This window comes from Alteromonas sp. Mac1 (assembly GCF_001562125.1).
GTDB classification, from domain to species: domain Bacteria; phylum Pseudomonadota; class Gammaproteobacteria; order Enterobacterales; family Alteromonadaceae; genus Alteromonas; species Alteromonas stellipolaris.
On sequence record NZ_CP013932.1, the window covers coordinates 1,623,285 to 1,645,145 of the forward strand.

Consider the following 21,861-nt stretch of genomic DNA (forward strand, 5'->3'; position numbering starts at 1 on the left):
ATATAGATTTACCTTAAAACTCGCCCGGCCCTTTATTTTAAAAAGACTGTAAGCGTTTTTTATCGGCCTGAGTGAATAAATTTAGTACTTTTGGATAATTTTTTGTTGACGAAAAGCGATGCAAATGTAACCTTATTGTTAATATTCCGGTCTCAGAAGTTCTTTTGAAATAAAAAACTAAACCGGTTTAGTGTTATAGGGAAAAGCAAGTAGAGCGAATAAACATTGCCTGATTAATAAGACAAGCCGTCACTTCACAAGAGAATTTAATAATAATTTATGTTTGTGAGGTACTTAGCTGAACAGCTTTTGGAGAAGCAAAATGAACAACAAATTATCAAAACTTACGGTTGCCATTTTATCCGCCACCACAGTGGGTTTTTCTGTGCCCAGTTTTGCGCAAGAAGAACAGGACACACAAACACCCGATTCATTAGAAGTTATTGAAGTTCGCGGTATTGCTAGCAGTATTGCGGAGTCGGCGCGTTTAAAACGTTACGATTCTCGTATTGTGGATGCCATAGTAGCAGAAGACATTGGTAAGCTGCCCGACAACAACATTGCTGAAGCGCTGCAACGTATTACGGGTGTGTCTATTAGCCGTGACTTTGGTGTGGGTGAATCAGTGACTATTCGCGGTATTTCTCAAAACCGTGTTGAATTAAATGGTCGTTCTACGTCAGGCAGTGGCCGTGGTGGTATTAGCCTAGATGACTTCCCTTCTAGTTTTCTAAAAACCGTTGAAGTGGTTAAGTCCCCTACCCCTGAAATGATTGAAGGCGCACTTGGCGGTACTATCAATATGACAACCGTGCGCCCATTAGAGCTTGAAGAGCCTTTGGTCGCCATTACGCTAGATGGTGAATACGCCGATAAAGCAGAAAACTGGGCGCCTATGTTTACTGGTGCCGCTGGCAGAAACTGGGACTTGGGCGACGCTGGTACCTTTGGGGCTTCTGTGGTGATGTCTTATCAAGATCGCACCTTAAGACGAGATGAGTTTTTTAATTTAGTGACTCCAACAGAACTCGATTTAGATGGCGACGGTAACAGCGACTCTGCCAACACGCCTAGCGGCAACTACCTTGTACGTAGCCAAAATACCGTAGAGCAAAAAACTGAACAGCGTGAACGTACCGCTTACGGTTTGTCACTTCAGTGGGCCCCAAAAGATACTGACGCTTTTATTTACCTAGATGTTAATGCCACCGATCTTGACGGTGGACAAGAAGCTTACTCGGTATTAAATGACAGCAAAGACTATTCTGACTTGGTGTTAGATGATGCCTACGATGACGCACAAGGCCAACTGCAAAGCTTTGGCTCGGGTAGCGCGTTTGTACAGCCAAAGACATGGGCCGACTTTACCACCAACGACTCTATGTCAAATGCCTTGGGTGGCGAGTGGTTTATAACTGACAAACTAAAAATTTCAGGCGAAGTCGCTTATACCAAATCTGAAAGCCTTCGCACCAATTCTGAGTTTAACTTACGCCCTATCTCGCGCTCACAGTATGAAGAAGACGGTACCATTACCGAAAACTTATTCACCATTACCATGACCCAAGATGGCGACCAAGTACCTGGCATTGCCTTTTCGGATGAAGACGCATTGTTAGACCCAAGCAATCTGGCTATCCGTCAATTTACCCATCAGCGTTATTATGAAGAAAACGAAGAAACTGCTATTCGGTTTGACGTGGAATACATCGAGCCTTTTTCAGGCTTAGACTTCCTTACCAAAATTAAGGCAGGTATTCGCACTACTGACAGAGACTATGAGCTAGACCGTTACGACTTACGCAATAATGGTAGTGAGCTTAAAAACTTACAAACCAGTGTGTCGTACGATGGCGTTGTCAGACCTACTTGGGTAGATGAATTTGACGCTGCATTTGGTGGGTTCAAAGAAATTAACCACAGTAACACCTTCGACCAATCAGGCATTTCGGGTAATAACGCCCTAACCCATTATTATGTTTATGATGGTGCTGAGCTTGCCTACAATATTAATGGTACATACGACCGCGTGAAACAAATGCTGGATGGTAGTAGCCATGAACTTACTGGTACACTTGATGACAATATGGTTCGCAATACGGGCTCATATGCGCAAATAAGCGAAGAAACCCAAGCGTTATATACCCAGTTTCATTTAGATTTCGGCGACCTTACCGCTGTGGTAGGTGCTCGCTATGTTCAAACCGATTTAACATCGAATACGTTTGATCAAACCGGTAGCTACGATTATTCAGACTTTCTTCCAAGTATAAACGCCACCTACTCTTTAACCGACGATACCATTTTACGTTTTGCTGCCGCGAAAGTAATGCGTCGCCCTGAGTTTGGAGAGCTTAGCCCTGCTATTAGTGTCGATAACTCACTCGTTACCGGTACCCAAGGTTCTTATCAACTAGACCCCTACCGTATTACCCAATACGACTTATCTGCTGAGCATTACTTTGGTGAAGGAGGCATGGTTTCTGCCGCTATTTTTTATAAAGATGTAGAGTCATTTACGGTAGCTAGTAGCTCTTGTATGGCTGATAGCAACACGGTAACAGGCCAAAACGTAACCGAGTACGTGAACGTGTGTTTGCTAGATACCGCAGGGGTAAGTCAAGCTGATGTGAACTACGTCAGTGGGGATCAAGACCTTGCGTATGTTGAAGCGCAACGCGACGCTGGCTTAACGGGTATTGTCATCGATACGGACGTTAACGGCGGCAGTGGCGAAGTAGCAGGTATTGAACTTGCCTACCAACAACAGTTTAGTTTCCTGCCAGGTATGTGGTCTGGGCTTGGTATTAGCACCAACTACACATATGCAGACAGTGAGCAGCCTGATGGTAACCCATTGTTAGACATTTCAAACCATACTTTCAATGGTCAGGTTTACTGGGAAAATGCCGGTTTTCAAGTACGTCTTGCCTACAACTGGCGCGATAAATACTTAGACACGCAAGATGAAAAGCGTGTACGTCCTGTTGGTGCACTCGCAACAGGTGTGTATAACCGCACAAACCCTGAAGAAGCTTTCTTCGACCCTACATTGGGTAATAACTACCGTGAAGCACGGGGCCAGTTCGACTTTTCGGCCAGCTACGATGTTAACGAGCATATAACGGTTGTGGCTAACGCGGTTAACTTAACCGGTGAGCCTATTGTACAAGTGACCGAACTAGACAGCATTTGGCAGTACAGTGAATCGGATAGACGCTTTACCTTAGGCGTAAGAGCGCGCTGGTAGGATTATAAAGTAGCCTACTTGCTAGGCTACTTTAATAAAGCGGTTCGTCTAAGCCTGTTTGTCTAAGCTTATATGACTAGGCCTACTTGAATAGGCCTATGTGAGTAACGCTATAAGAATAAAGCTAGTCGACCCAATTGCAATGCCCTACTTTCGCCGCAGTGCATGCTGCGGCACATTTTTTCATTATTCATTACTTTTTCTTTTGACGATGCCCGTTAGGAGCGCATTCATGACTGACGCTAAACCTATTTATTTGGCCGGCTTAGCCGTGCTTTCTTTAATTGCTGGGTGTAATGATACACAAAACGATAAGCAGAACGATACGCAAACATCATCAAACAGCAAAACAGCAACAGAGGCCAATATGGAGACAATGGACGAGCTCGCGAATGCTGCCGACGAGACAAAGTTGGCAATCAAAGTCCCTGGCGACGTGTTCGATCTTTCTCCTTGGAATATTCTCTTACCATTAGATAGAGACGGTGATGGGAAGGCCGACAGAATTGAAAATAAAGACTTACCGCGTTTCCACGTGGATGAATTCTTTTACTTAGACGACAATAACAACATGGTATTTGCCGCGGCTAATAAAGCATTTACCTCTCCCACGTCTACCAATACCCGCAGCGAACTTCGCCAAGTTTATGCCGATGAAAACGGTAATGTTCCTAGCTTAGAAAACCCTGCAAATTACTTTGCGCTGGCATCAAACCCTGAAGCAGATAAATTCGCGACCATTGGTGCACGAATGGTAGCCACACTTAAAGTAGATCATGTTTCTACTAACGCTAAATATCATGACAAGCCACCCGCCTATTCTGTTGTAGTAGGCCAAATTCATGCGGGTAAATTAGACGAACTTCGTAACAATGAATCAGGGTTTGGCTGGGGGAACGAGCCACTTAAAATTTATTATAAAAAGTATCCAAATCACGATACTGGTACCGTGTTTTGGAACTACGAACTGAATTTACCCGAAAATAACCCTAAACGTACCGACATTGCTTACCCTGTGTGGGGCGATGGCTGGCATGACAGTACAGACCCAGGTGAAAACGGTATCGCCCTTGGTGAATCTTTCAGTTATGAGATTAATGTTTACGGCGATACAATGTACTTAACTTTTAATGCAGATAATCACCCAACGGTTAGACATCAGATTAATTTAGCCAATAATCTTGATGCCAATGGATTTATAGATGACTATGATGACCCTGTGGCTTACAAGAACGATTGGCTGTTTTTTAAAGCTGGCGCGTATAACCAGTGCAGTACGAAGGATGCCCCAACATTTCGCTACCCTGCTTGCCCGGGTACTGGCGATTGGGAAACCGATAAAAAAGCAGGTAACTACACCCGTGTGTCCTTCTCTCATTTGCAGGTAGGCGAAGCTATTGAAGTGAAATAGCTATCGAGAATTTGGCGATTCAAATACTCCATTAACGCCTTTAGTAAGAGAATAATAATGAATAAGAGTAAAGTTAGACTGATTGATGTGGCTGAGAAAGCCGGCGTATCTAAAAGTACCGCGTCGCAATTTTTGAACGGCCGCTTTGATTTTATGTCGTTCGACACCCGTTTACGGTTACAAAAAGCGGTAGAGGAACTAAATTACGTTCCTAACAATATTGCTCGTAGCCTGAAAACCAATAAGACCAAAACCCTTGGTGTTATCGTTAGAGACATTGCTAGCTATTACACCAGCCAAACTATACGCGGTATGGACGATTACTGTAAAAGTCATGGCTACGACTTGTTCATTTATAATTCGGACTTTGAACCAAAAACTGAAAAAAACGCGCTGACTACGCTGTGTCAGTTAAACGTAGACGGCGCAATTATTGCCTCTTGCGGTAACAACGCAAAGCTAATAGAAGACATTTCAAACAACACCATGCCGATGGTGCAGTTTCAGTTAGAACATGACGACTGTGACACAGGCATTGTGGTCGCTGATTACAAACGTGCCTCTTTTGATGCCACTGAATACCTTATTAACTTGGGCCACAAACATATCTGTTTTGTAACCCAGAAATTCGAATCGGTTAAGTCTCGCCAAGAGAAATACCAGGGGTTTGTAGATGCACATACAAAACATAATATTCCCGTTGATGAAGCCCTGACTATTCATTGGAGTCGGCAAGAAGGTTTGCATCGCTCCCCTATTGAGATGCTAAAATCAGACAATCCACCCACCGCTTTCTTTACTCAGCAAATTGCAATAACCATTGATGTATTAAAAGAATTAGAAGCGGCTAGCATTCCTATTCCGCAAGATGTTTCTTTACTTGGGTTTGAGGAAATTCCTATGGCTGAATTTTTTAAGGTGCCTATTACCGTAATAAAACAGCAACCTTACGAATTAGGCGGCGAAGCAGCGCGCATGTTAATGAATAAAATCAACAACCCAAAATCGGTAAATACCCGCATGCTGGTGCCCTGCTCATTGGTCGAGCGTTCATCTTGCTCAGCGCCCAAGGCTTAGGCTTTTGAATCTTTCATTTTGAACAAGGCGGCGTAGTCCATCGCACTGAAAAGAGTGAATTTTTATTTTCACGCTGCCGACTCAATCTCGATTAAGTTTGGTACAGTATTGCCTATCTACTGAATTTAGTATTTTTATCGACTAACTCCCATGCTTTCATTTATTACCAGTACCCTAGTGCCTGTTTTAATCCTACTTTTAATGGGCTGGGTGTTTTTTCGCATCCGCTGGTTAAATGAGGCCTTTATCGAATCGGGTTCAAAGTTAGTCTTCAACGTTGCCCTACCCGCACTACTTTTTCTATCTATTAGCCAGTCAGACTTTTCAAACGCTGCTAACTTTACCCTTATCACTATTGGAATAAGTGGTTCGGTACTAATGTGCGCGGTATTAATGCTATTAGTGCATTTCACGGTGAACCCTCAAAATGCTCGCGGGGTGGTAGTGCAAGGTGGTTTTAGGGCTAACATGGGTATTATTGGCTTAGCATATTGCGCGAATACATACGGGCAAGAGGGCTTAGCGGCAGCATCGGTTTATATGGGCTGTATTACTATTTTGTACAATGTTATGTCAGTGTTTGTACTTAACTTCTATCAGGTAGGTTTTACGGCGCCTATGAATCAAATTAAAGGCATTGCACGCAACCCCCTTATTATTTCGATTGTTGCAGCATTACCATTTTCTTATTTTCAATGGTCATTACCCGAGGTGGCATTAAGAACAGGCGAATACTTTGCCCAGCTTACCCTGCCCTTAGCCCTTATTTGTACTGGCGCATCGCTGCAGTTTCGTTCTTTTTCTAGCGACTGGTATAACATTGCGCTAGCTACAATAAGTAAATGTATTGTCTACCCCGCCTTACTAGTGGGTATGGCGTATTTAGCCGGTTTCAGAGGCATGGAGTTAGGCATAGTGTTATTGCTATCTATTGCCCCGACAGCCGCAGCCAGTTACGTGATGGTAAGAAACTTAGGGGGCGATCATCGTTTGGCGGCCAGTATCATTGCCCTAAGCACGTTAATATCACTGCCTATTACTGCCATTGGTTTCGGCAGCTTGGCCATGCTGGGGCTTGTTTAAGAGTACTAAGTAGCGGCGCTAGGCAAACCTTTGCTCATACGAATTTAATCGCGTTATACACTTGTTTACACTTTTCTGGTTGGCAACGTTTAAGAATTGAACCACAATGCAGGTAGTTGTTTTCAATCAGCTGGAAAAGTAATCGTGAAAATTGTTCGATTAACCCTTGGTGGCATTCTTTTTATCGGCGGCATTATTTTAACCCTATTACCAGGCTCAATTCTTTTGGTAATAGGTGGTTTGGTTTTGCTAAGCTACGATTGGCCTCGTGCTCGTGGATGGCTCAAAATAAGTCAAAACATGATGACCTCAAGCGCGAGAAGAATAGACCGCGTATTATTAATGCGTAAATTTCGCTAAGCTGTTACTGCGTAATTTGCGCTTTTCCCCCCTGTCATCGCACATCGTAAACCATTAATCTGAAGTTTCAGTATAACCTTCATAGTCATGTTATTTTTATACGCTAAACTCGTTACGAGTATAGAATTTAACGACACGATTAATAACACCTTATAAAAATCAAAAAACCTTTCATTTATTCAAACAGGCAACGTAAGGCATTCGACTGACCATCGAACACTTACGACAATGGAGACAAGACCATGATTACGTTTACCGTTAACGGTGAAACACGTGAATTTGCGGGCGATCCTACCACTCCCGTACTTTGGTACTTACGTGACGAATTACATCTAACTGGCCCTAAATTTGGCTGCGGCATGGCACAATGTGGCGCTTGCACAGTACATATTAACGGCGTAGCTCAGCGCTCTTGCGTATTGCCTGTTTCTGCCGTTTCAGGCAGCAAAATAACCACCATTGAGGGCTTGAGCAAAGACGGTGAACATCCTGTTCAACAAGCATGGGTTGAACATAAAGTACCTCAATGTGGATACTGTCAGTGCGGCCAAATGATGCAAGCCGCCAGCTTATTAGCAAGTAACCCTACCCCTAGCGATGAAGAAATTGTGCAAGGTATGTCAGGCAACATCTGCCGTTGTGGTACTTACCCCCGTATTCATAAAGCCATAAAGTCAGCAGCAAAAACCATGGCTGGCGTGGAATATTATGTTCCTGATACCCTTGCCTCTGAGACAGCGGGAGAAGAAGCATGAGCAAGTATTTTGACTTAACTCGTCGCAGCTTCTTAAAGTCATCGGCTACCGCTGGCGCTCTTGTACTAGGTACATACTTTATGGGTACGGCACCACGCGCTATGGCTGGTGTTTTAGAGAAACCGTCTGAGTCAGCCAAAATGGCTAACTTATTCGTGTCACTTCGACCCGATGGTATTGTTGAAATTACGTGTCACCGCTCTGAAATGGGCCAACAAATTCGTACCGCATTAGCGCAAATTGTGGCCGATGAGATGGAAGCCTCATGGGATAAAGTGGTGGTTATCCAAGGTAAAGGCGATCCGAAATACGGCGATCAAAATACCGATGGTTCACGCAGTATTCGTTACAATATGCAGCGTCTTCGTGAAATGGGTGCAAGTGTTCGCCACCTTATGCAGCAAGCTGCTGCAACCCGTTGGGATGTCCCCTTCGATTCTTGTTCGGCAGTACAGCATGTGGTTACCCATACCTCGGGTAAAACCCTTACCTATGCTGAACTGGTAGACGATGCATTAAAAATTACTCCGCCAGAACTCGATCGCATTACCCTAAAAGAACGCAGTGAGTGGCGTTACATCAATACCGCCATGGCGCACATCGATTTAAAAGACATTGTTACCGGCAAAGCGACCTTTGCTGCTGATGTACTTGAGCCCAAAGCATTAATTGCCGTGGTAGTTCGTCCACCGGTTGTTGGCGGAAAAGTGAAAAGCTTCGATGCAAAAGCAGTTAAAGCGATTGATGGCGTGGTAGATGTTGTGGAAATTCCTGCGGCGAAAGGCGCACCACAGTTTCAACCTAAAGGCGGTATTGCCATTATTGCCAACAATACTTGGGCTGCCATCAAAGGCCGCCGCGCCCTTACCGTAAGCTGGGATGATGGTAAAAACGGTGATTATAACTCTGAAGCCTTTAAAGCAAGCTTGCTAGAGACGGTATCGACGCCACAAAAGTCGGTACGCGCGAAAGGTGATGCAGCCAATGTGCTCGCCAATGCAAGCGATAAACTGGTTGCCGATTATTATGTACCACATTTAGCACAAGCCCCAATGGAGCCACCCTGCGCCACGGCAATGTATTATAAAGACCGTGTTGATGTGTGGGCAGCTACGCAGAACCCGCAGGCCGATATGGAAACCGTAGGGGCAATGGTTGGGATGCCGAAAGAAAAGATCAATGTTCACGTCACCATGCTAGGTGGTGGTTTTGGTCGTAAATCGAAACCCGACTTTTCTGCGGAAGCGGCCTACCTTTCAATGAAGACTGGCAAGCCTATTCGCGTGCAATGGACACGTGAAGACGACATTCAACATGGTTTCTACCATGCTGTATCAGCCCAGCACATTGAAGCCTCTTTAGATGAAAACGGCGGTATTGATGCTTACTTGCACCGTACGGCGTTTTCACCTATTGCGTCTACGTTCCAACAAGATGCTACCGCGCCGTTCAGCTTCGAGCTTCGTTTAGGCTTTACTGATAACCCTATCAATACCCCTAATATGAAACTAGAAAGTGGTGAAGCACCTGCAAAAGCGCGTATAGGCTGGATGCGTTCGGTGTCTAATATCTTCCACGCATTCGCTATTCAGTCTTTCATTGCTGAAGCGGCGCACAAAGCCGGTCGCGATCAAAAAGACTACTTGCTTGAAACTATTGGCCCGGATCGCATTGTTGATGTCACTGAGCAAAATGCAGAGTACGACAATTACGGCGCCGATAAAGACGCTTATCCGCTCGATATTGGTCGCCTACGTAAGGCGATTGAAAAAGTGGCTGATATGAGTGGCTGGGGCCGAGAATTACCAAAAGGTAGAGGCCTTGGTATTGCAGCGCACAGAAGTTTCTTGACCTATGTGGCTACTGTGGTTGAAGTAGAAGTGTCTGATGCGGGCGATCTTAAGATTATCAAATCGTGGGCCAGCATTGATGCAGGTACTGTGGTAAACACCGACACGGTGAAAAACCAGGTACAAGGTGGTTCCATCTTCGGTATTACTGCTGCCATTAGTGACGGTATTACCTTTGATAAAGGCCGTGCTCAGCAAAGTAACTTCCATGACTACCGCGTACCGCGTATGAGTGATGCGCCAATAGAAATCGACGTTGAGATTATCCCAAGCGATGCACCACCAGCGGGTGTGGGTGAGCCAGCAACACCTGTTTATGCGCCTGCCTTGTGTAACGCCATTTTTGCTGCTTGCGGTAAGCGCATTAGACAATTACCTATTGGTAACCAGTTAAAAGCCTAAAACGGGCTTAGGCTGGTCCAAGGCTAATAGCTTCATGTGAGCGTATAAAGCACAAAAAAGACGCACTAAAAAAGCCGCTTAGATTGAAAAATCTAAGCGGCTTTTTAATGTTTAGGTTTTTAATAAATAACGTGTTGCTAAGTTAGCTTTTTAGCCGTGCTTTTCAGCAAGGTACAACCAGGTTTCAACTACCGTATCTGGGTTAAGCGATACTGAATCGATACCTTCTTCTACCAACCAGGCTGCAAAGTCTTCGTGATCTGATGGGCCTTGACCACAAATACCAACGTATTTGCCACGTTTCTTCGCCGCTTGAATAGCCATTGATAACAAGGCTTTCACCGCAGGATCTCGTTCGTCAAACAAGTGAGCAATAACGCCACTGTCGCGGTCTAACCCAAGGGTTAACTGAGTTAAGTCATTCGAACCAATTGAGAAGCCATCGAAAATATCTAAGAACTGGTCAGCTAGTAAGGCATTAGAAGGTAATTCACACATCATGATAACGCGCAAACCGTCTTCGCCTTTCTTGAGGCCCTGCTCTTCTAATAGCTCGATAACCTTACGGCCTTCTTCGAGGGTACGTACGAAGGGGATCATGATCTCAACGTTGGTTAAGCCCATGTTGTTACGAACCCGTTTAATTGCTTCACATTCTAAGGCGAAACAGTCGCGGAAATCTTCCGAGATATAACGGCTTGCACCACGGAAACCAAGCATTGGGTTTTCTTCATCTGGCTCGTACTGGTAGCCGCCAACTAAGTTGTAGTATTCGTTAGACTTAAAGTCAGACATACGAACAATGACTTTCTCAGGCGAGAACGCAGCACCAATGGTAGAAATACCTTCAACCAACTTTTCAATGTAGAACTCAGTAGGCGACTCGTAACCGGCCATCATGTCGCCAATTTCTTCTTTAAGCTCAGCAGGCTGGCTGTCGAAGTTAAGTAGCGCTTTAGGATGCACGCCGATCATGCGGTTAATAATAAACTCTAAACGCGCAAGACCAACACCCGCGTTCGGCAAACGGGCGAAATCGAATGCGCGGTCTGGGTTACCCACGTTCATCATCACTTTTAATGGTAAATCAGGCATAGAGTCGATACGTGACGTAACAACGTCAAACTCCAGTTCTGCACCGTAGATGTAACCTGTATCACCTTCCGCACAAGACACGGTAATTTTATCGCCGTTCTCGATGCTGTCGGTAGCGTTTCCGCACCCTACTACTGCTGGGATACCTAACTCACGAGCAATAATGGCTGCGTGACATGTACGGCCACCTCGGTTAGTGACAATGGCAGACGCCTTTTTCATGATAGGCTCCCAATCTGGGTCTGTCATGTCAGTCACTAGCACATCACCGGCTTGAATTTTGTCCATCTCTTCAATGGAACCTAATACCTTGGCAACACCTGCACCAATTTTATGACCAATGGCACGGCCTTCACATACAATATTGCTTTGGCCTTTAAGTTGGAAACGCTCAATGCTTTGTGAATCTTCACGGCTTCGAACCGTTTCAGGGCGCGCTTGAACAATATATAGCTTGCCGTCTACGCCATCTTTAGCCCATTCGATATCCATAGGACGATCGTAGTGCTTTTCAATAATTTGCGCTTGCTTCGCCAGCTCCATCACTTCTTCATCATTCAACGAGAAGGCTTTGCTTTCAGTGCTGTCAATATCAACGATAGACACTTGCTTGCCGTGTGCTTCATCGTCAGAGTAAATCATCTTAACTAGCTTGCTGCCTAAGTTACGGCGAACAATGGCGGGAAGCCCTTTATCAAGGGTTGGTTTGTGTACGTAAAATTCATCTGGGTTTACCGCACCCTGCACTACCATTTCACCCAAGCCGTATGAACTGGTAATAAATACCACGTCTTCAAAGCCCGACTCAGTGTCGATAGTGAACATAACGCCCGACGAAGAAATATCGCTTCGTACCATGCGCTGAATACCAGCCGACAATGCTACGCCTTTGTGGTCGTAACCTTGGTGTACACGATAAGAAATAGCACGGTCGTTAAATAGCGAGGCGAATACGTGTTTAATGGCAACTAATACAGACTCGTAACCTTTCACGTTTAGGAAAGTTTCTTGCTGACCTGCAAACGAAGCATCAGGCATGTCTTCTGCAGTAGCTGATGAACGAACCGCAAATGAAGCTTCATCACCTGCATCACCCTGTAATTTCACAAACGCTTCTTTAATTGCTTCTTCTAGTTCAGGTTGAAACGGGGTGTCGATGATCCATTGACGAATATCTTTGCCCGCTTCATTAAGCGCACTAATATCTTCAACATCAAGTGTATCTAGTACGTTATGAATTTTTGCTTCTAGACCGCTTTGCTCTAGAAATTCATTAAAAGCCTCTGCAGTTGTGGCGAAACCTCCCGGTACTTGTACACCGGCGTTAGCTAGGTTAGAAATCATCTCGCCTAAAGATGCATTTTTGCCGCCAACGCGACCTACATCATTCATGCCCAGTTCTTGATACCAAAGTACGAATTCTTTCACTGCCGAAGCCTCCAGCTTATTTTTGAGTAGGGTATAAGCAATGGCGGGCCACATGCCCAACATTGGTAAAATACGTGTCGACTGCGTAGATCCAAACGCGCTTAATGCTTATTAATATTAACGAGTACCAAGTAAAGCAGGCTTGCGTTACATCAAGTCATCATTAATAACCATATAGCTTTTCGACGAAATCATCTTAGAATGGGGGAAATCGGAAAGTAAACTCTTTATTACTTTTGTAATAAAATTACGACAATGTTAAGGATTTGTTGTGCGCACAGCTTTTTATATTTCAGATGGTACTGCCATTACTTCAGAGGTGTTTGGCCACGCCCTGCTGTCTTTGTTCCCTGTTGAATTCAATCACAATACCATTCCTTTTGTTGAAACTGAGGAAGAAGCCAACAAGGTTTTAGATAAAATATCTGAAAGTTTTCAAGACACAGGAGAAAGGCCGCTCGTTTTTTATACAATTGTGAATGTAGATGTTCGCAAGATAATTTCAAAATCGGTAGGTATTAACTACAATTTCCTCGATCAGTTCGTAGCGCCTCTCGAAAAAGTGCTTGGTGTGCCCTCAAAACCAGAAAAACATCGCACTCACAGCATTCATGAAACCACGTACGACATTCGTATTGAAGCGGTTAACTATGCCTTAGCCAACGATGACGGTTCTAACCTGAAAGATTACGACGAGGCCGACATTATTTTAGTGGGCGTATCTCGCTCGGGTAAAACTCCCACTAGCTTATACTTAGCCCTGCAATTTGGTATTAAAGCGGCAAACTACCCGTTCACCGAGGATGACATGGGCGACATGCTTAAATTGCCCACGGCCCTTCGCCGTTATAAAGACAAACTTTTTGGCTTAACGATTCAGCCAGAACGATTACATCAAATTCGTTCTGAACGAAAAGCGAATAGCCGCTATGCGTCATTACAGCAGTGTAGAATGGAACTACGAGAAGTAGAGAACTTGTACCGAAAGGAAAAAATTCCGTTCTTAAACAGTACCAAATATTCCATAGAAGAGATTTCGGCCAAAATTCTTGCGGAGACAGGGTTGAAGCGCAGAAAGTATTAAGGTGGGGCGTATTGTGGAGGGGGCGTACTAAGCTAGCACCCCACTTCCCTACCCTAATCCCGCTTGTTAATGCCAGCCTGCTACGAGGCTGGCCCAATAAAAAGTCAGTGTCATTGCCCCAATGGCAATTAACCCACCTAGGTAATACAACGCGTGGGTGTAATCGAACTTAACCGAGGTATTAGTTTGCTGGTTTAAAAACGCAATCAATTGTTCAAACTGCTCAGATGAAAGAATATTGGCGCTTACTGCGTCTTTAAGGTTTTGCTTAGTGACGTTCAATCTGCACTCCTTGCCAGCGTATTAACGCACAGTCATTTTTCTAAATAACATGACACATAGGAAGAGTAAGCAATAAACATGAAGTGAGCCGCCACTATAGCCTGCTCTGTGTTCAACATTTGCAATTTTTTCTTCTTTTACTCTGGTTTTAAATCGCGCAAGTTCGGCATCTAGGTTGGTAGACATATCATCAACCGCAATACCAAAACCTTCTAATGATTTTTCGGCCAGCGTATTGTCAATACCTACCGCGGTGGTGCGTTTCTCAAGTTTGCTTACACCAGGTGCTCTGAAAAGCATCTTTTTACTTTTAATATCGAATACAGCGGTATCGACAAAGGTCTGCACCGTATTTTCGTTACCAGGAATCACGTACATACCAACGATGGTCCAATACAGTAATGCCGCGTTATTTTCGAGTGACTGAGTTACTTGGTCGTAAGACACTAACGCCATTACATCAACGTCATATAAACGCCCTACTTGTTCCAACGTAGCAAACCCTTCTCCCCCGCTTAAATACTCACTAGGGATAATTTCAATGCGATCGATATATTCGTATTGAAGAAAAGACTGCTTCACGTTTTCAAGAAGCTCCACTTGGTCTTTCCCATGTAGGCCATCTCGTTGCCAATTACTTGAAGGAACAAATGCAAGCCCAACCTTTACCGGTAATTGTAAGGTGGGAATTTCAGGCTGGTGCTTAACGCGGCTTTCTTCATCAGGATAAAGAAAGTCCATCAAACTACTAGATTGAGCTTGTTTACCTGTATTGTTACTTACTATTGCACTGCATGCAGTAAGTAACATTGCCCCTAAGATAGCCCCTAACATTGTTAATAATATTTTTGCTTTCATCGACAACCCTTTATGTACTACTCAAACCGCGTTATAAGCTAATCGCCGCCTATCGTGTACTTCATCAACACTAGTGCTTCAAATTACCCAGTATTTCAAACAAATACAATACGGACGCGAACTCACCTAATGTAGATGTAGATGTAGTTGTAGTTGTAGTTGTAGTTGTAGTTGTAGTTGTAGTTGTAGTTGTAGTTGTAGTTGTAGTTGTAGTTGTAGTTGTAGTTGTAGTTGTAGGTAAAAATGTATGTGATGCCCCAACCTTATACATCAACGTTATATTTTAAATCTGACGCCTCATCACCAGTTATGCCACGAAAACCCCATTGGTACTTTTCTTGTTCTTTAATGGTTATTTCAATATCGATAGGGTTAATACCTAAAGCAGATTCTATTTCTTTGAAAAGCGCTTTAATCAGTGCTTTTTGGGTTTCAGGTTTGCGACCCTTCATCATGTTAATTTCGATAACGGTATAGCAATCTGTTCTACCGCCAGGGTAGAAAAAGTCTTCTTTGGCTAGGGGAATAAAACGGTGGGCCCGTTTATCCTCAGGCATGCCTAAAACAGATTGCATACAGCCATGTATCACTTCAGACAGTTGGCTTTTTATTGGGTTTAAGTGCTTATCAATCCCATAAATAACTATCACAACAATATCCTTTATAAATTCTTTTCGAGAAAGCAAAAAATGCTAAAGATTCTTGTCCTGAATCTTTTTGAGTAAGTTTGCATGGCGAGTTTTATAGGCACCGTTTTCTACATTTTCAACCACGCTTTTCTGTATGGCAAGCGACCTCATTTCTAATGCTTTTTGCAAATCACCACTCGCTTCAAATCCATCCGCTAAGCTGTCGTAGGCATCCGCTTTGTAATGATAGCTTTCAACATTGCTTTGAAATATCGCAATAGCCGTTGAATAGTCTTTTTCAGATAATGCTTTGTATCCCACACTGTTAATGGCGCGATAGCTGGGCTTAATGTCATAACCGTACATTTCAGACTGCGCTTTATAAAACTGCTTTATTGCAGGTATCCCGCCGCTTAAGACTTCATTTGATGGTTGCAACGATTTGTACAGATTCTGATAAGCCAACGAATGCCCAGCAAGCGCGGTGGTATTGTGGCCTTCTGAGGTATCTAAATCTGTGTTGTAATTAAACCCTTTTCGCTTATGAGTGTTTAGCAATTCGATATAGCGCTGGTAAGACGTTAGCATGTGGCCGCCTTCGCTGCCCATATTGATATACAAATAGTTGTTCAATTCAGAAGTATCTGAAAAGAAGGTTTCGGCGTCGTCAAAGATAACCTGTTCTTGCCACCATAAACTTGGGCTGAAGGCAAAGTGAGCTTGGAATAAATGGGGTCTAGACTGCAAGGCATACACCGACAATAACCCACCTAAAGAATGCCCTGAAATTATTTTGAAGTTGTTGGCGCGATAGTTTTCGTTAATGTAGGGCACAAGCTCTTTCTCAATAAAATCAAGAAAGTTATCGGCTCCCCCGGATCTTCCCCACTCGTTGTAGTTCGCATCATATGTTGGAGTGAAGTCTCTTGAGCGATGAGTATTTGCTATAGCAACAACAATCATTTCTTGCGCCATATTAGATTGATTGAGCAAGTCTAACGTGCCGACTGCATGAGCAAAATTTCTCTGACCATCAAGTAAATAAAGTACCGGATAATGTAATTGAGATTCTAATTGCTCACGCGTTGTTGATAGCGGCTTACTTGTTGAATGACTATTTGAGAGGTAATAACTATTGGGTAGATGTATGAACAATTCACGTTCTTCATCGAGTATTTCAGAATGAATACTTAAGTGCGTAGCCTCTCCCCGTACCTTTGAATACGAGTAAGAAGGAACCAAAATAAGTAAAAAGACAGCTATCGTAATGGCATGTTTTAGCACGGTATAATCCTTTATTTATTAGTTTTAGTTCGTGATTAACTTTTAATCTTACCCGTTCAATGCCAGCAACAAAAGAACCTATACATTAAGCAAAAATTCCATTCATTAAGTGCTTACCTTGTTCACTAAAAAGCCAAATAAACGCAGTTAAATTTACGGCCACTGTAGCCCAATAGGTTCGCTTAAATGAAACTTTCGCCGACTTATGCCTTAACTTTCTTTGCGCATAATAAGCGCCAGGCCAGCCTCCCAGTAGACTCAAAACGTGAAGGCGAATTTCTGGTATACGCCATTTACCATTGCGTGCAGCCGATTTATCAAAAGCGTACATAGCAAAAGTAATAACGCTGGTGGTGATATATAGATATACCACCTCTATTGGCAATAAATTCAGAAACGTTACTACTATTAACGTGGTACAAAATGTAAGCGTGATGAATATGCCGAATTTGCTTACAGCCATCTGCGAACCGTTTTCATATATTCGGTATAGCTGGCGCCAAACTTATCGGTTAGAAATGCCTCTTCAGGTGTTATCTGGTACTTATTCATGTACCACACAAATAGCACAATGAAGAGAATATTAAGCGGGTTGGATGTGTAAAGCCCAATACCAACCAAACACAGAAGCATACCTACATACATAGGGTTTCTGCTGTATTGATACACACCTGAAGTCACCAAACTAACCACACGATCTGTTTTTATAGGGTTCACGGAAGTTTTGTGTTTTTTAAACGAAGTAACCCCCAGTAAAGCGAACCCTACCCCCAGCAATACACAGAGTATTAGCGACTGTATCTTGAAGGGGTGATAAACACTCAAGAAACCTGCAACCTTGGTTGTCATCCACATTAAAATAACCGCTATGAAAAAGACAACAACTGGCGGGATTTTTTGCTCAAGCTTCATCGAACTTCCTTGTGGCTAATACGTAATTTAAAAGCAGCCGTGCGAGTATATTAGCTATACCCATGGCCTCGCTCGCACAAATATCTATCGTTACTTTTTGTCAAAGCGTACCGGCTCAACACCTTTATTTTTAGGTCGAATAACAACCGTGCTAGCCATTTTGTCATGCCATCCTTGTTTTTTGGTATCCCATAATACCCATAAAAAGCCTAAGCCTAGGGGTAAAATAGAAACGTAATACCCTATATAGCGAATTATAGACTGGCGTATCGTGGGCGCACTTCCCGTTTTAGCATCAACGACCTTTACTTTAAGCACCATTTTGCCTGGGGTGGCCGATTTATATACCCAAAATAATATTGTGGAGATTAAAGGTAGAACATAACTAATTAAGACATCAAATATACCTACAACAGTGTCTTCAGCGGTCCAATATCCCTTGCCATAAATTAGATGCAGTAGTGGAAAGGTTACCGCTAATAAAAGTAATGTATCAATAATTGATGCGCCAAATCTGATCCCAAAACCTGCATACACATGATCTTCTTCGTATTCTGTTTTATATTCAGCGCCAGTATCTGAGAGGCCCGTATTACTCATTTATATCTCCATTTTCAATCAGCTGCGCTTAGGTACAATATTGGATCTAAATAATGCGCTTTCTTGCTCCCTTGCGTCGACTCGTCGGCAAGCCAAAAATGGGGAAACAGCGCCACAATGCTGTAATGAAGATGGGGCGCTTTTCCTTGAGCATTGCCTGTTGAGCCCACTGTACCAATTTTCGAACCACTAAAAAGCAGTGAAATGCCATCAACATCTATTGAATCAAGATGCGCATAGTAATGCAGCCGCCACTTAGGCCCCAAGGCAAGTACTATATTGCCGCCTTTAGGCTTTTGACCTTGATAGAGGATAAGTTGATGTGTGGTTGCCAGCACCGAGGTGCCTTTCTGAGCAAAGATATCGATACCTTTATGGACCCCCGAACTGCCCCAGGGTTCATACCAAAAGGTGTCTTTGTTCCAATCAGCGGAACTGGCGTTGTCTACGGGAATAATTCGCGGCTCTGGTATAACAAAGCCAAGCAGTATCACTACGCATAGCCCCAACAAAATCCATCTCATTATTGAACCTTATGAACCCAGTAGCTGGTAAGTGTTGTTATGCGTTGAGGTCTGCAATCGAACTTCCACTTACTCATAGTCGCACACTAGGCTCTATTAATAGTTGAAAAACGATGAATTAGTTCTTACCGCAGCACTTCTTAAATTTAACTTCACTACCGCAGTGACAAGGATCGTTGCGACCAATCTTTGGTGCCGAACGAGTAATGGGGCTTTTGGGTGGGCAACAACTTGTGTTAGTACAACCCGTGCTAGATTCTTCAAAGGTACTAGCGCTATGCTTATTTGTATTGTCAGTCATCACTACTCTAATTTTTAATGTTGGAAAACACAGATTTTATCAAATTTGCGAGAAATATTCATGCAGACATAAACCAGTACAGCCCTGAAATGCTCGACCCACTTTTGTCATTAAAGATCGTTACTCGCTGCTGCGTATGAGAATACTAGCTTGCAGTTAATATGCTTTAGCATCTTGTTGACCGAAGTAGGAACATCAACGATGTTGGTGTCTTTACTGCTAAGCACCGATAAAAAAATATCGCAGTTGGAAAGTGCAATTTGTTGACGTTCGAAGAAAATCATCAATGGATCAAAGATATCTTCGGTAAGTGGAATTGTTCCCACATAACAATTTTTGTCTTCAACATAGCGAGCAGATGAATTCGCAACCTCTCTTTCTAACGTGTGGGCTTGCAATTTATTGAGCGATAGAAACCTAAAGCTAACCTCTACATTCATTTAAATTCCTGAAATTACCGTTGGCTTATAACACGTAGTCAACTGACAGCGGCGTTTTGCCTACTAAGGTGGAAAAACAAAGGTTACCTTCTGCCCTCTTAAATTAAAACAAAATTTCACATGGTAAATACGGCTTATCAGTCAATATCTAGAATTAGCTGTAGCAGGCTAAGCCTTTACACTAGCTAAATGGAAACATCGCTTTTTGTTGCAAATTTGTTTTACAAAGCGTATTAGTCACTCCAAAATATAACGCTAGAATATATGTACTCCCCAATACATAAAAACAACAACGACAAGAGCAAACTTATGTTTTCAACTAAACGCACTATCGTCGCAGCACTAGTTAGCATTACGCTAATAGGTTGCGGTGAAGCCACTAGCAAAACTGAAACAATACCTGCGGCACCTACCGCGCAAGATGCGCAAGAATTTCTTATTAATGCGCAAAACGATATTAGTAAAATGCAGGTACCAGCCGCTCATGCCGAGTGGAGTTACGCTACTAACATCAATTTTGATACCGCCGCAGTAAGTGCCTATTTCAATGAAGTACTGTCCACCAAAGTAGCGGTGTTAGCCAAAGAAGCGGCTAAATTTAACGATGTTGAAGTTGATGAAGATACCCGTCGTCAACTTAACCTGCTTAAAAACGGGCTGACCATGCCACCTCCTTCAGATCCGGCGAAAGCAGAACAACTTGCTAAAATTGGTTCTGAGCTAAGTGCAATGTATGGTTCCGGCCAGTACTGCATGGAAGATGGCACCTGTAAAAGCTTGGTAGAAATGAGCAGTGAAATGGCGACTATTCGCGATGCCGACACCTTACTAGAGTACTGGAAAGGTTGGCGCGAAGTGTCTGTGCCTATGAAGCCGCTGTATGAACAACAGGTAAATTTGGCTAACGAAGGTGCTGCTGAATTAGGCTTTCAAAATGTGAGCGAACTATGGCGCGGTAAATACGATATGCCAGCCGACGACTTCCCGAAAGAACTTGATAGGTTGTGGGGACAAGTTGCGCCTTTCTACGAATCGCTGCACTGCCACGTTCGTGCTAAGTTAGGTGAGCATTATGGTGAAGAATTGGTTCCTCAAGACCAACCAATTCCAGCGCACTTGTTAGGCAATATGTGGGCGCAAACCTGGGGCAACGTTTACGATATCGTGAAGCCTGAACAAGAAATGTCAGTACCCGATGTTACTTCATCGCTCGAGGCTCAGGGCTATGATGAAATAAAAATGGTAAAACAGGCTGAATCTTTCTTTTCGTCATTGGGCTTTGCGCCGCTGCCTGATACGTTTTGGGAGCGCTCTATGTTCCAAAAACCTGAAGGCCGCGACGCACAGTGTCACGCTTCAGCATGGGACTTAGATGACAAAGACGATTTACGTATTAAGATGTGTATTCAAAAAACGGGGGAAGAGTTTAACGTTATTCATCATGAACTGGGTCACAACTATTACCAACGTGCTTATAAAGACCAGCCTTTGCTGTATCGCGGTTCAGCTAACGATGGCTTCCATGAAGCGATTGGCGACACCATTGCCTTGTCGATTACCCCTAAGTACTTAAAAGAAATTGGTTTGATTGACGAGATCCCAGATGCGTCTAACGACATAGGCATGCTAATGCAGGTGGCGCTAGATAAAATTGCCTTTATTCCATTTGGTTTGATGGTGGATCAATGGCGCTGGAAAGTGATGGCCGGTGAAGTATCGCCTGAGCAATACAATACACTTTGGTGGGAATTAAGAGAAAAGTACCAAGGTGTAAAGGCTCCGATAGACAGGCCTGCAGATGCGTTTGACCCAGGCGCTAAATATCATGTTCCGGCTAACGTGCCCTACACTCGCTACTTCTTAGCGCATATTTTGCAATTCCAGTTCCATAAAGCCTTGTGTGACATTGCCGGTGACGAAGGCCCACTTAATCGCTGTTCTATTTATAACAGTGAGGAAGCGGGTACCGCGCTAAACGCCATGCTTGAAATGGGCGTAAGTGAACCATGGCAAAATGCGTTAGAAACTCTTACTGGCTCACCTGAAATGGATGCAAGTACCATTGCTGACTACTTTGCACCGCTAAAAACGTGGTTAGATGAGCAAAATGCGACGCGTCAGTGTGGATGGTAATTTTTTAGCCAACTAAATGATTTAATAGTAGAACCTCGTTAATCGAGGTTCTTTTTTTTCAGCACTTATATCTTGTTCGTGCAAAATTAATACTTATGTCCCA

20 protein-coding genes are annotated in these 21,861 nt (G+C 43.5%); 9 read left to right on the forward strand and 11 right to left on the reverse strand.

All coding sequences use genetic code 11. The features are described 5' to 3' along the window. Positions 1-322 precede the first annotated feature (322 nt). The 7 genes from AV939_RS06865 (at position 323) to AV939_RS06895 (ending at position 10,188) form a co-directional block, all read left to right on the forward strand. A complete protein-coding gene (locus AV939_RS06865; RefSeq protein WP_057792327.1) occupies positions 323-3,250 on the forward strand; it encodes a TonB-dependent receptor in 2,928 nt (975 codons plus the stop codon). A 232-nt stretch (positions 3,251-3,482) separates the two neighbouring features. After that, positions 3,483-4,661 (forward strand): polysaccharide lyase family 7 protein, encoded by a 1,179-nt coding sequence (locus tag AV939_RS06870; RefSeq protein ID WP_061997393.1) that lies wholly within the window; start codon positions 3,483-3,485, stop codon positions 4,659-4,661. Positions 4,662-4,718: 57 nt separating this feature from the next. After that, positions 4,719-5,738 carry a LacI family DNA-binding transcriptional regulator gene (locus AV939_RS06875; RefSeq protein ID WP_061997394.1) on the forward strand — a complete coding sequence of 340 codons (1,020 nt, stop codon included), beginning with the start codon at positions 4,719-4,721 and terminating at the stop codon, positions 5,736-5,738. 150 nt (positions 5,739-5,888) lie between these two features. Beyond that, positions 5,889-6,821, forward strand: a complete 933-nt coding sequence (locus tag AV939_RS06880; protein ID WP_057792332.1) for an AEC family transporter — start codon at positions 5,889-5,891, stop codon at positions 6,819-6,821. A 144-nt stretch (positions 6,822-6,965) separates the two neighbouring features. Further along, positions 6,966-7,181, forward strand: coding sequence for a tellurium resistance protein TerC (locus AV939_RS06885; RefSeq protein ID WP_057792334.1), 216 nt, complete (start codon positions 6,966-6,968; stop codon positions 7,179-7,181). A 242-nt stretch (positions 7,182-7,423) separates the two neighbouring features. Continuing rightward, positions 7,424-7,936, forward strand: a complete 513-nt coding sequence (locus AV939_RS06890; RefSeq protein ID WP_057792336.1) for a (2Fe-2S)-binding protein — start codon at positions 7,424-7,426, stop codon at positions 7,934-7,936. Beyond that, complete coding sequence (locus AV939_RS06895; protein WP_061997395.1) at positions 7,933-10,188, forward strand: xanthine dehydrogenase family protein molybdopterin-binding subunit; 2,256 nt, start codon at positions 7,933-7,935, stop codon at positions 10,186-10,188. Before AV939_RS06890 ends, AV939_RS06895 begins: the two co-directional genes overlap by 4 nt. A 150-nt stretch (positions 10,189-10,338) precedes the next feature. Here AV939_RS06895 and ppsA read toward each other — a convergent pair whose 3' ends face one another. Further along, positions 10,339-12,711 (reverse strand): phosphoenolpyruvate synthase, encoded by a 2,373-nt coding sequence (ppsA, locus tag AV939_RS06900; protein WP_057796191.1) that lies wholly within the window; start codon positions 12,709-12,711, stop codon positions 10,339-10,341. A gap of 271 nt (positions 12,712-12,982) precedes the next feature. Between ppsA and ppsR the strand changes: the two genes are divergently transcribed. Then, positions 12,983-13,795, forward strand: a complete 813-nt coding sequence (gene ppsR, locus AV939_RS06905; protein WP_057792340.1) for a posphoenolpyruvate synthetase regulatory kinase/phosphorylase PpsR — start codon at positions 12,983-12,985, stop codon at positions 13,793-13,795. A 66-nt stretch (positions 13,796-13,861) separates the two neighbouring features. Here the strand turns inward: ppsR and AV939_RS06910 are convergent, their stop codons facing one another. The 10 genes from AV939_RS06910 to AV939_RS06950 form a co-directional block, all read right to left on the reverse strand. Then, positions 13,862-14,077, reverse strand: a complete 216-nt coding sequence (locus tag AV939_RS06910) for a hypothetical protein (RefSeq protein WP_057792341.1) — start codon at positions 14,075-14,077, stop codon at positions 13,862-13,864. A 21-nt stretch (positions 14,078-14,098) separates the two neighbouring features. Beyond that, positions 14,099-14,935 carry a rhombotarget lipoprotein gene (gene rhlP, locus AV939_RS06915; protein WP_061997396.1) on the reverse strand — a complete coding sequence of 279 codons (837 nt, stop codon included), beginning with the start codon at positions 14,933-14,935 and terminating at the stop codon, positions 14,099-14,101. Positions 14,936-15,198: 263 nt separating this feature from the next. Further along, complete coding sequence (locus AV939_RS06920) at positions 15,199-15,585, reverse strand: tautomerase family protein (RefSeq protein ID WP_057792345.1); 387 nt, start codon at positions 15,583-15,585, stop codon at positions 15,199-15,201. Between the two features lie 42 nt (positions 15,586-15,627). Beyond that, entirely contained in the window at positions 15,628-16,848 is a 1,221-nt protein-coding gene (locus AV939_RS06925) for an alpha/beta hydrolase (RefSeq protein WP_061997397.1), read from the reverse strand. Positions 16,849-16,933: 85 nt separating this feature from the next. After that, positions 16,934-17,311, reverse strand: a complete 378-nt coding sequence (locus tag AV939_RS06930; RefSeq protein WP_061997398.1) for a DUF1294 domain-containing protein — start codon at positions 17,309-17,311, stop codon at positions 16,934-16,936. Further along, positions 17,302-17,760, reverse strand: coding sequence for a methyltransferase family protein (locus tag AV939_RS06935; RefSeq protein WP_061997399.1), 459 nt, complete (start codon positions 17,758-17,760; stop codon positions 17,302-17,304). The genes AV939_RS06930 and AV939_RS06935 overlap by 10 nt, the downstream gene beginning before the upstream one ends. A 90-nt stretch (positions 17,761-17,850) precedes the next feature. Then, positions 17,851-18,360: an RDD family protein gene (locus tag AV939_RS06940; RefSeq protein ID WP_197427696.1), complete on the reverse strand. Its 510-nt coding sequence runs from the start codon at positions 18,358-18,360 to the stop codon at positions 17,851-17,853. Positions 18,361-18,374: 14 nt separating this feature from the next. Next, positions 18,375-18,884 (reverse strand): M23 family metallopeptidase, encoded by a 510-nt coding sequence (locus AV939_RS06945; RefSeq protein WP_057792353.1) that lies wholly within the window; start codon positions 18,882-18,884, stop codon positions 18,375-18,377. A 118-nt stretch (positions 18,885-19,002) separates the two neighbouring features. Next, positions 19,003-19,185: an SEC-C metal-binding domain-containing protein gene (locus AV939_RS20485; RefSeq protein ID WP_082746037.1), complete on the reverse strand. Its 183-nt coding sequence runs from the start codon at positions 19,183-19,185 to the stop codon at positions 19,003-19,005. A 110-nt stretch (positions 19,186-19,295) separates the two neighbouring features. After that, positions 19,296-19,625, reverse strand: coding sequence for a hypothetical protein (locus AV939_RS06950; protein ID WP_057792355.1), 330 nt, complete (start codon positions 19,623-19,625; stop codon positions 19,296-19,298). A 309-nt stretch (positions 19,626-19,934) separates the two neighbouring features. Here AV939_RS06950 and AV939_RS06955 point away from each other — a divergent pair, with 309 nt between their 5' ends. Beyond that, positions 19,935-21,758 carry a M2 family metallopeptidase gene (locus tag AV939_RS06955; RefSeq protein ID WP_061997400.1) on the forward strand — a complete coding sequence of 608 codons (1,824 nt, stop codon included), beginning with the start codon at positions 19,935-19,937 and terminating at the stop codon, positions 21,756-21,758. The last annotated feature ends 103 nt before the right edge of the window (positions 21,759-21,861 follow it).

Coding starts and splice junctions, on each gene's coding strand:
- AV939_RS06865 (WP_057792327.1), top strand. CDS start 323: ATGAACAACAAATTATCAAAACTTACGGTTGCCATTTTATCCGCCACC.
- AV939_RS06870 (WP_061997393.1), top strand. CDS start 3,483: ATGACTGACGCTAAACCTATTTATTTGGCCGGCTTAGCCGTGCTTTCT.
- AV939_RS06875 (WP_061997394.1), top strand. CDS start 4,719: ATGAATAAGAGTAAAGTTAGACTGATTGATGTGGCTGAGAAAGCCGGC.
- AV939_RS06880 (WP_057792332.1), top strand. CDS start 5,889: ATGCTTTCATTTATTACCAGTACCCTAGTGCCTGTTTTAATCCTACTT.
- AV939_RS06890 (WP_057792336.1), top strand. CDS start 7,424: ATGATTACGTTTACCGTTAACGGTGAAACACGTGAATTTGCGGGCGAT.
- AV939_RS06895 (WP_061997395.1), top strand. CDS start 7,933: ATGAGCAAGTATTTTGACTTAACTCGTCGCAGCTTCTTAAAGTCATCG.
- rhlP (WP_061997396.1), bottom strand. CDS start 14,935: ATGAAAGCAAAAATATTATTAACAATGTTAGGGGCTATCTTAGGGGCA.
- AV939_RS06930 (WP_061997398.1), bottom strand. CDS start 17,311: ATGGCTGTAAGCAAATTCGGCATATTCATCACGCTTACATTTTGTACC.
- AV939_RS06935 (WP_061997399.1), bottom strand. CDS start 17,760: ATGAAGCTTGAGCAAAAAATCCCGCCAGTTGTTGTCTTTTTCATAGCG.
- AV939_RS06940 (WP_197427696.1), bottom strand. CDS start 18,360: ATGAGTAATACGGGCCTCTCAGATACTGGCGCTGAATATAAAACAGAA.
- AV939_RS06945 (WP_057792353.1), bottom strand. CDS start 18,884: ATGAGATGGATTTTGTTGGGGCTATGCGTAGTGATACTGCTTGGCTTT.
- AV939_RS20485 (WP_082746037.1), bottom strand. CDS start 19,185: ATGACTGACAATACAAATAAGCATAGCGCTAGTACCTTTGAAGAATCT.
- AV939_RS06950 (WP_057792355.1), bottom strand. CDS start 19,625: ATGAATGTAGAGGTTAGCTTTAGGTTTCTATCGCTCAATAAATTGCAA.
- AV939_RS06955 (WP_061997400.1), top strand. CDS start 19,935: ATGTTTTCAACTAAACGCACTATCGTCGCAGCACTAGTTAGCATTACG.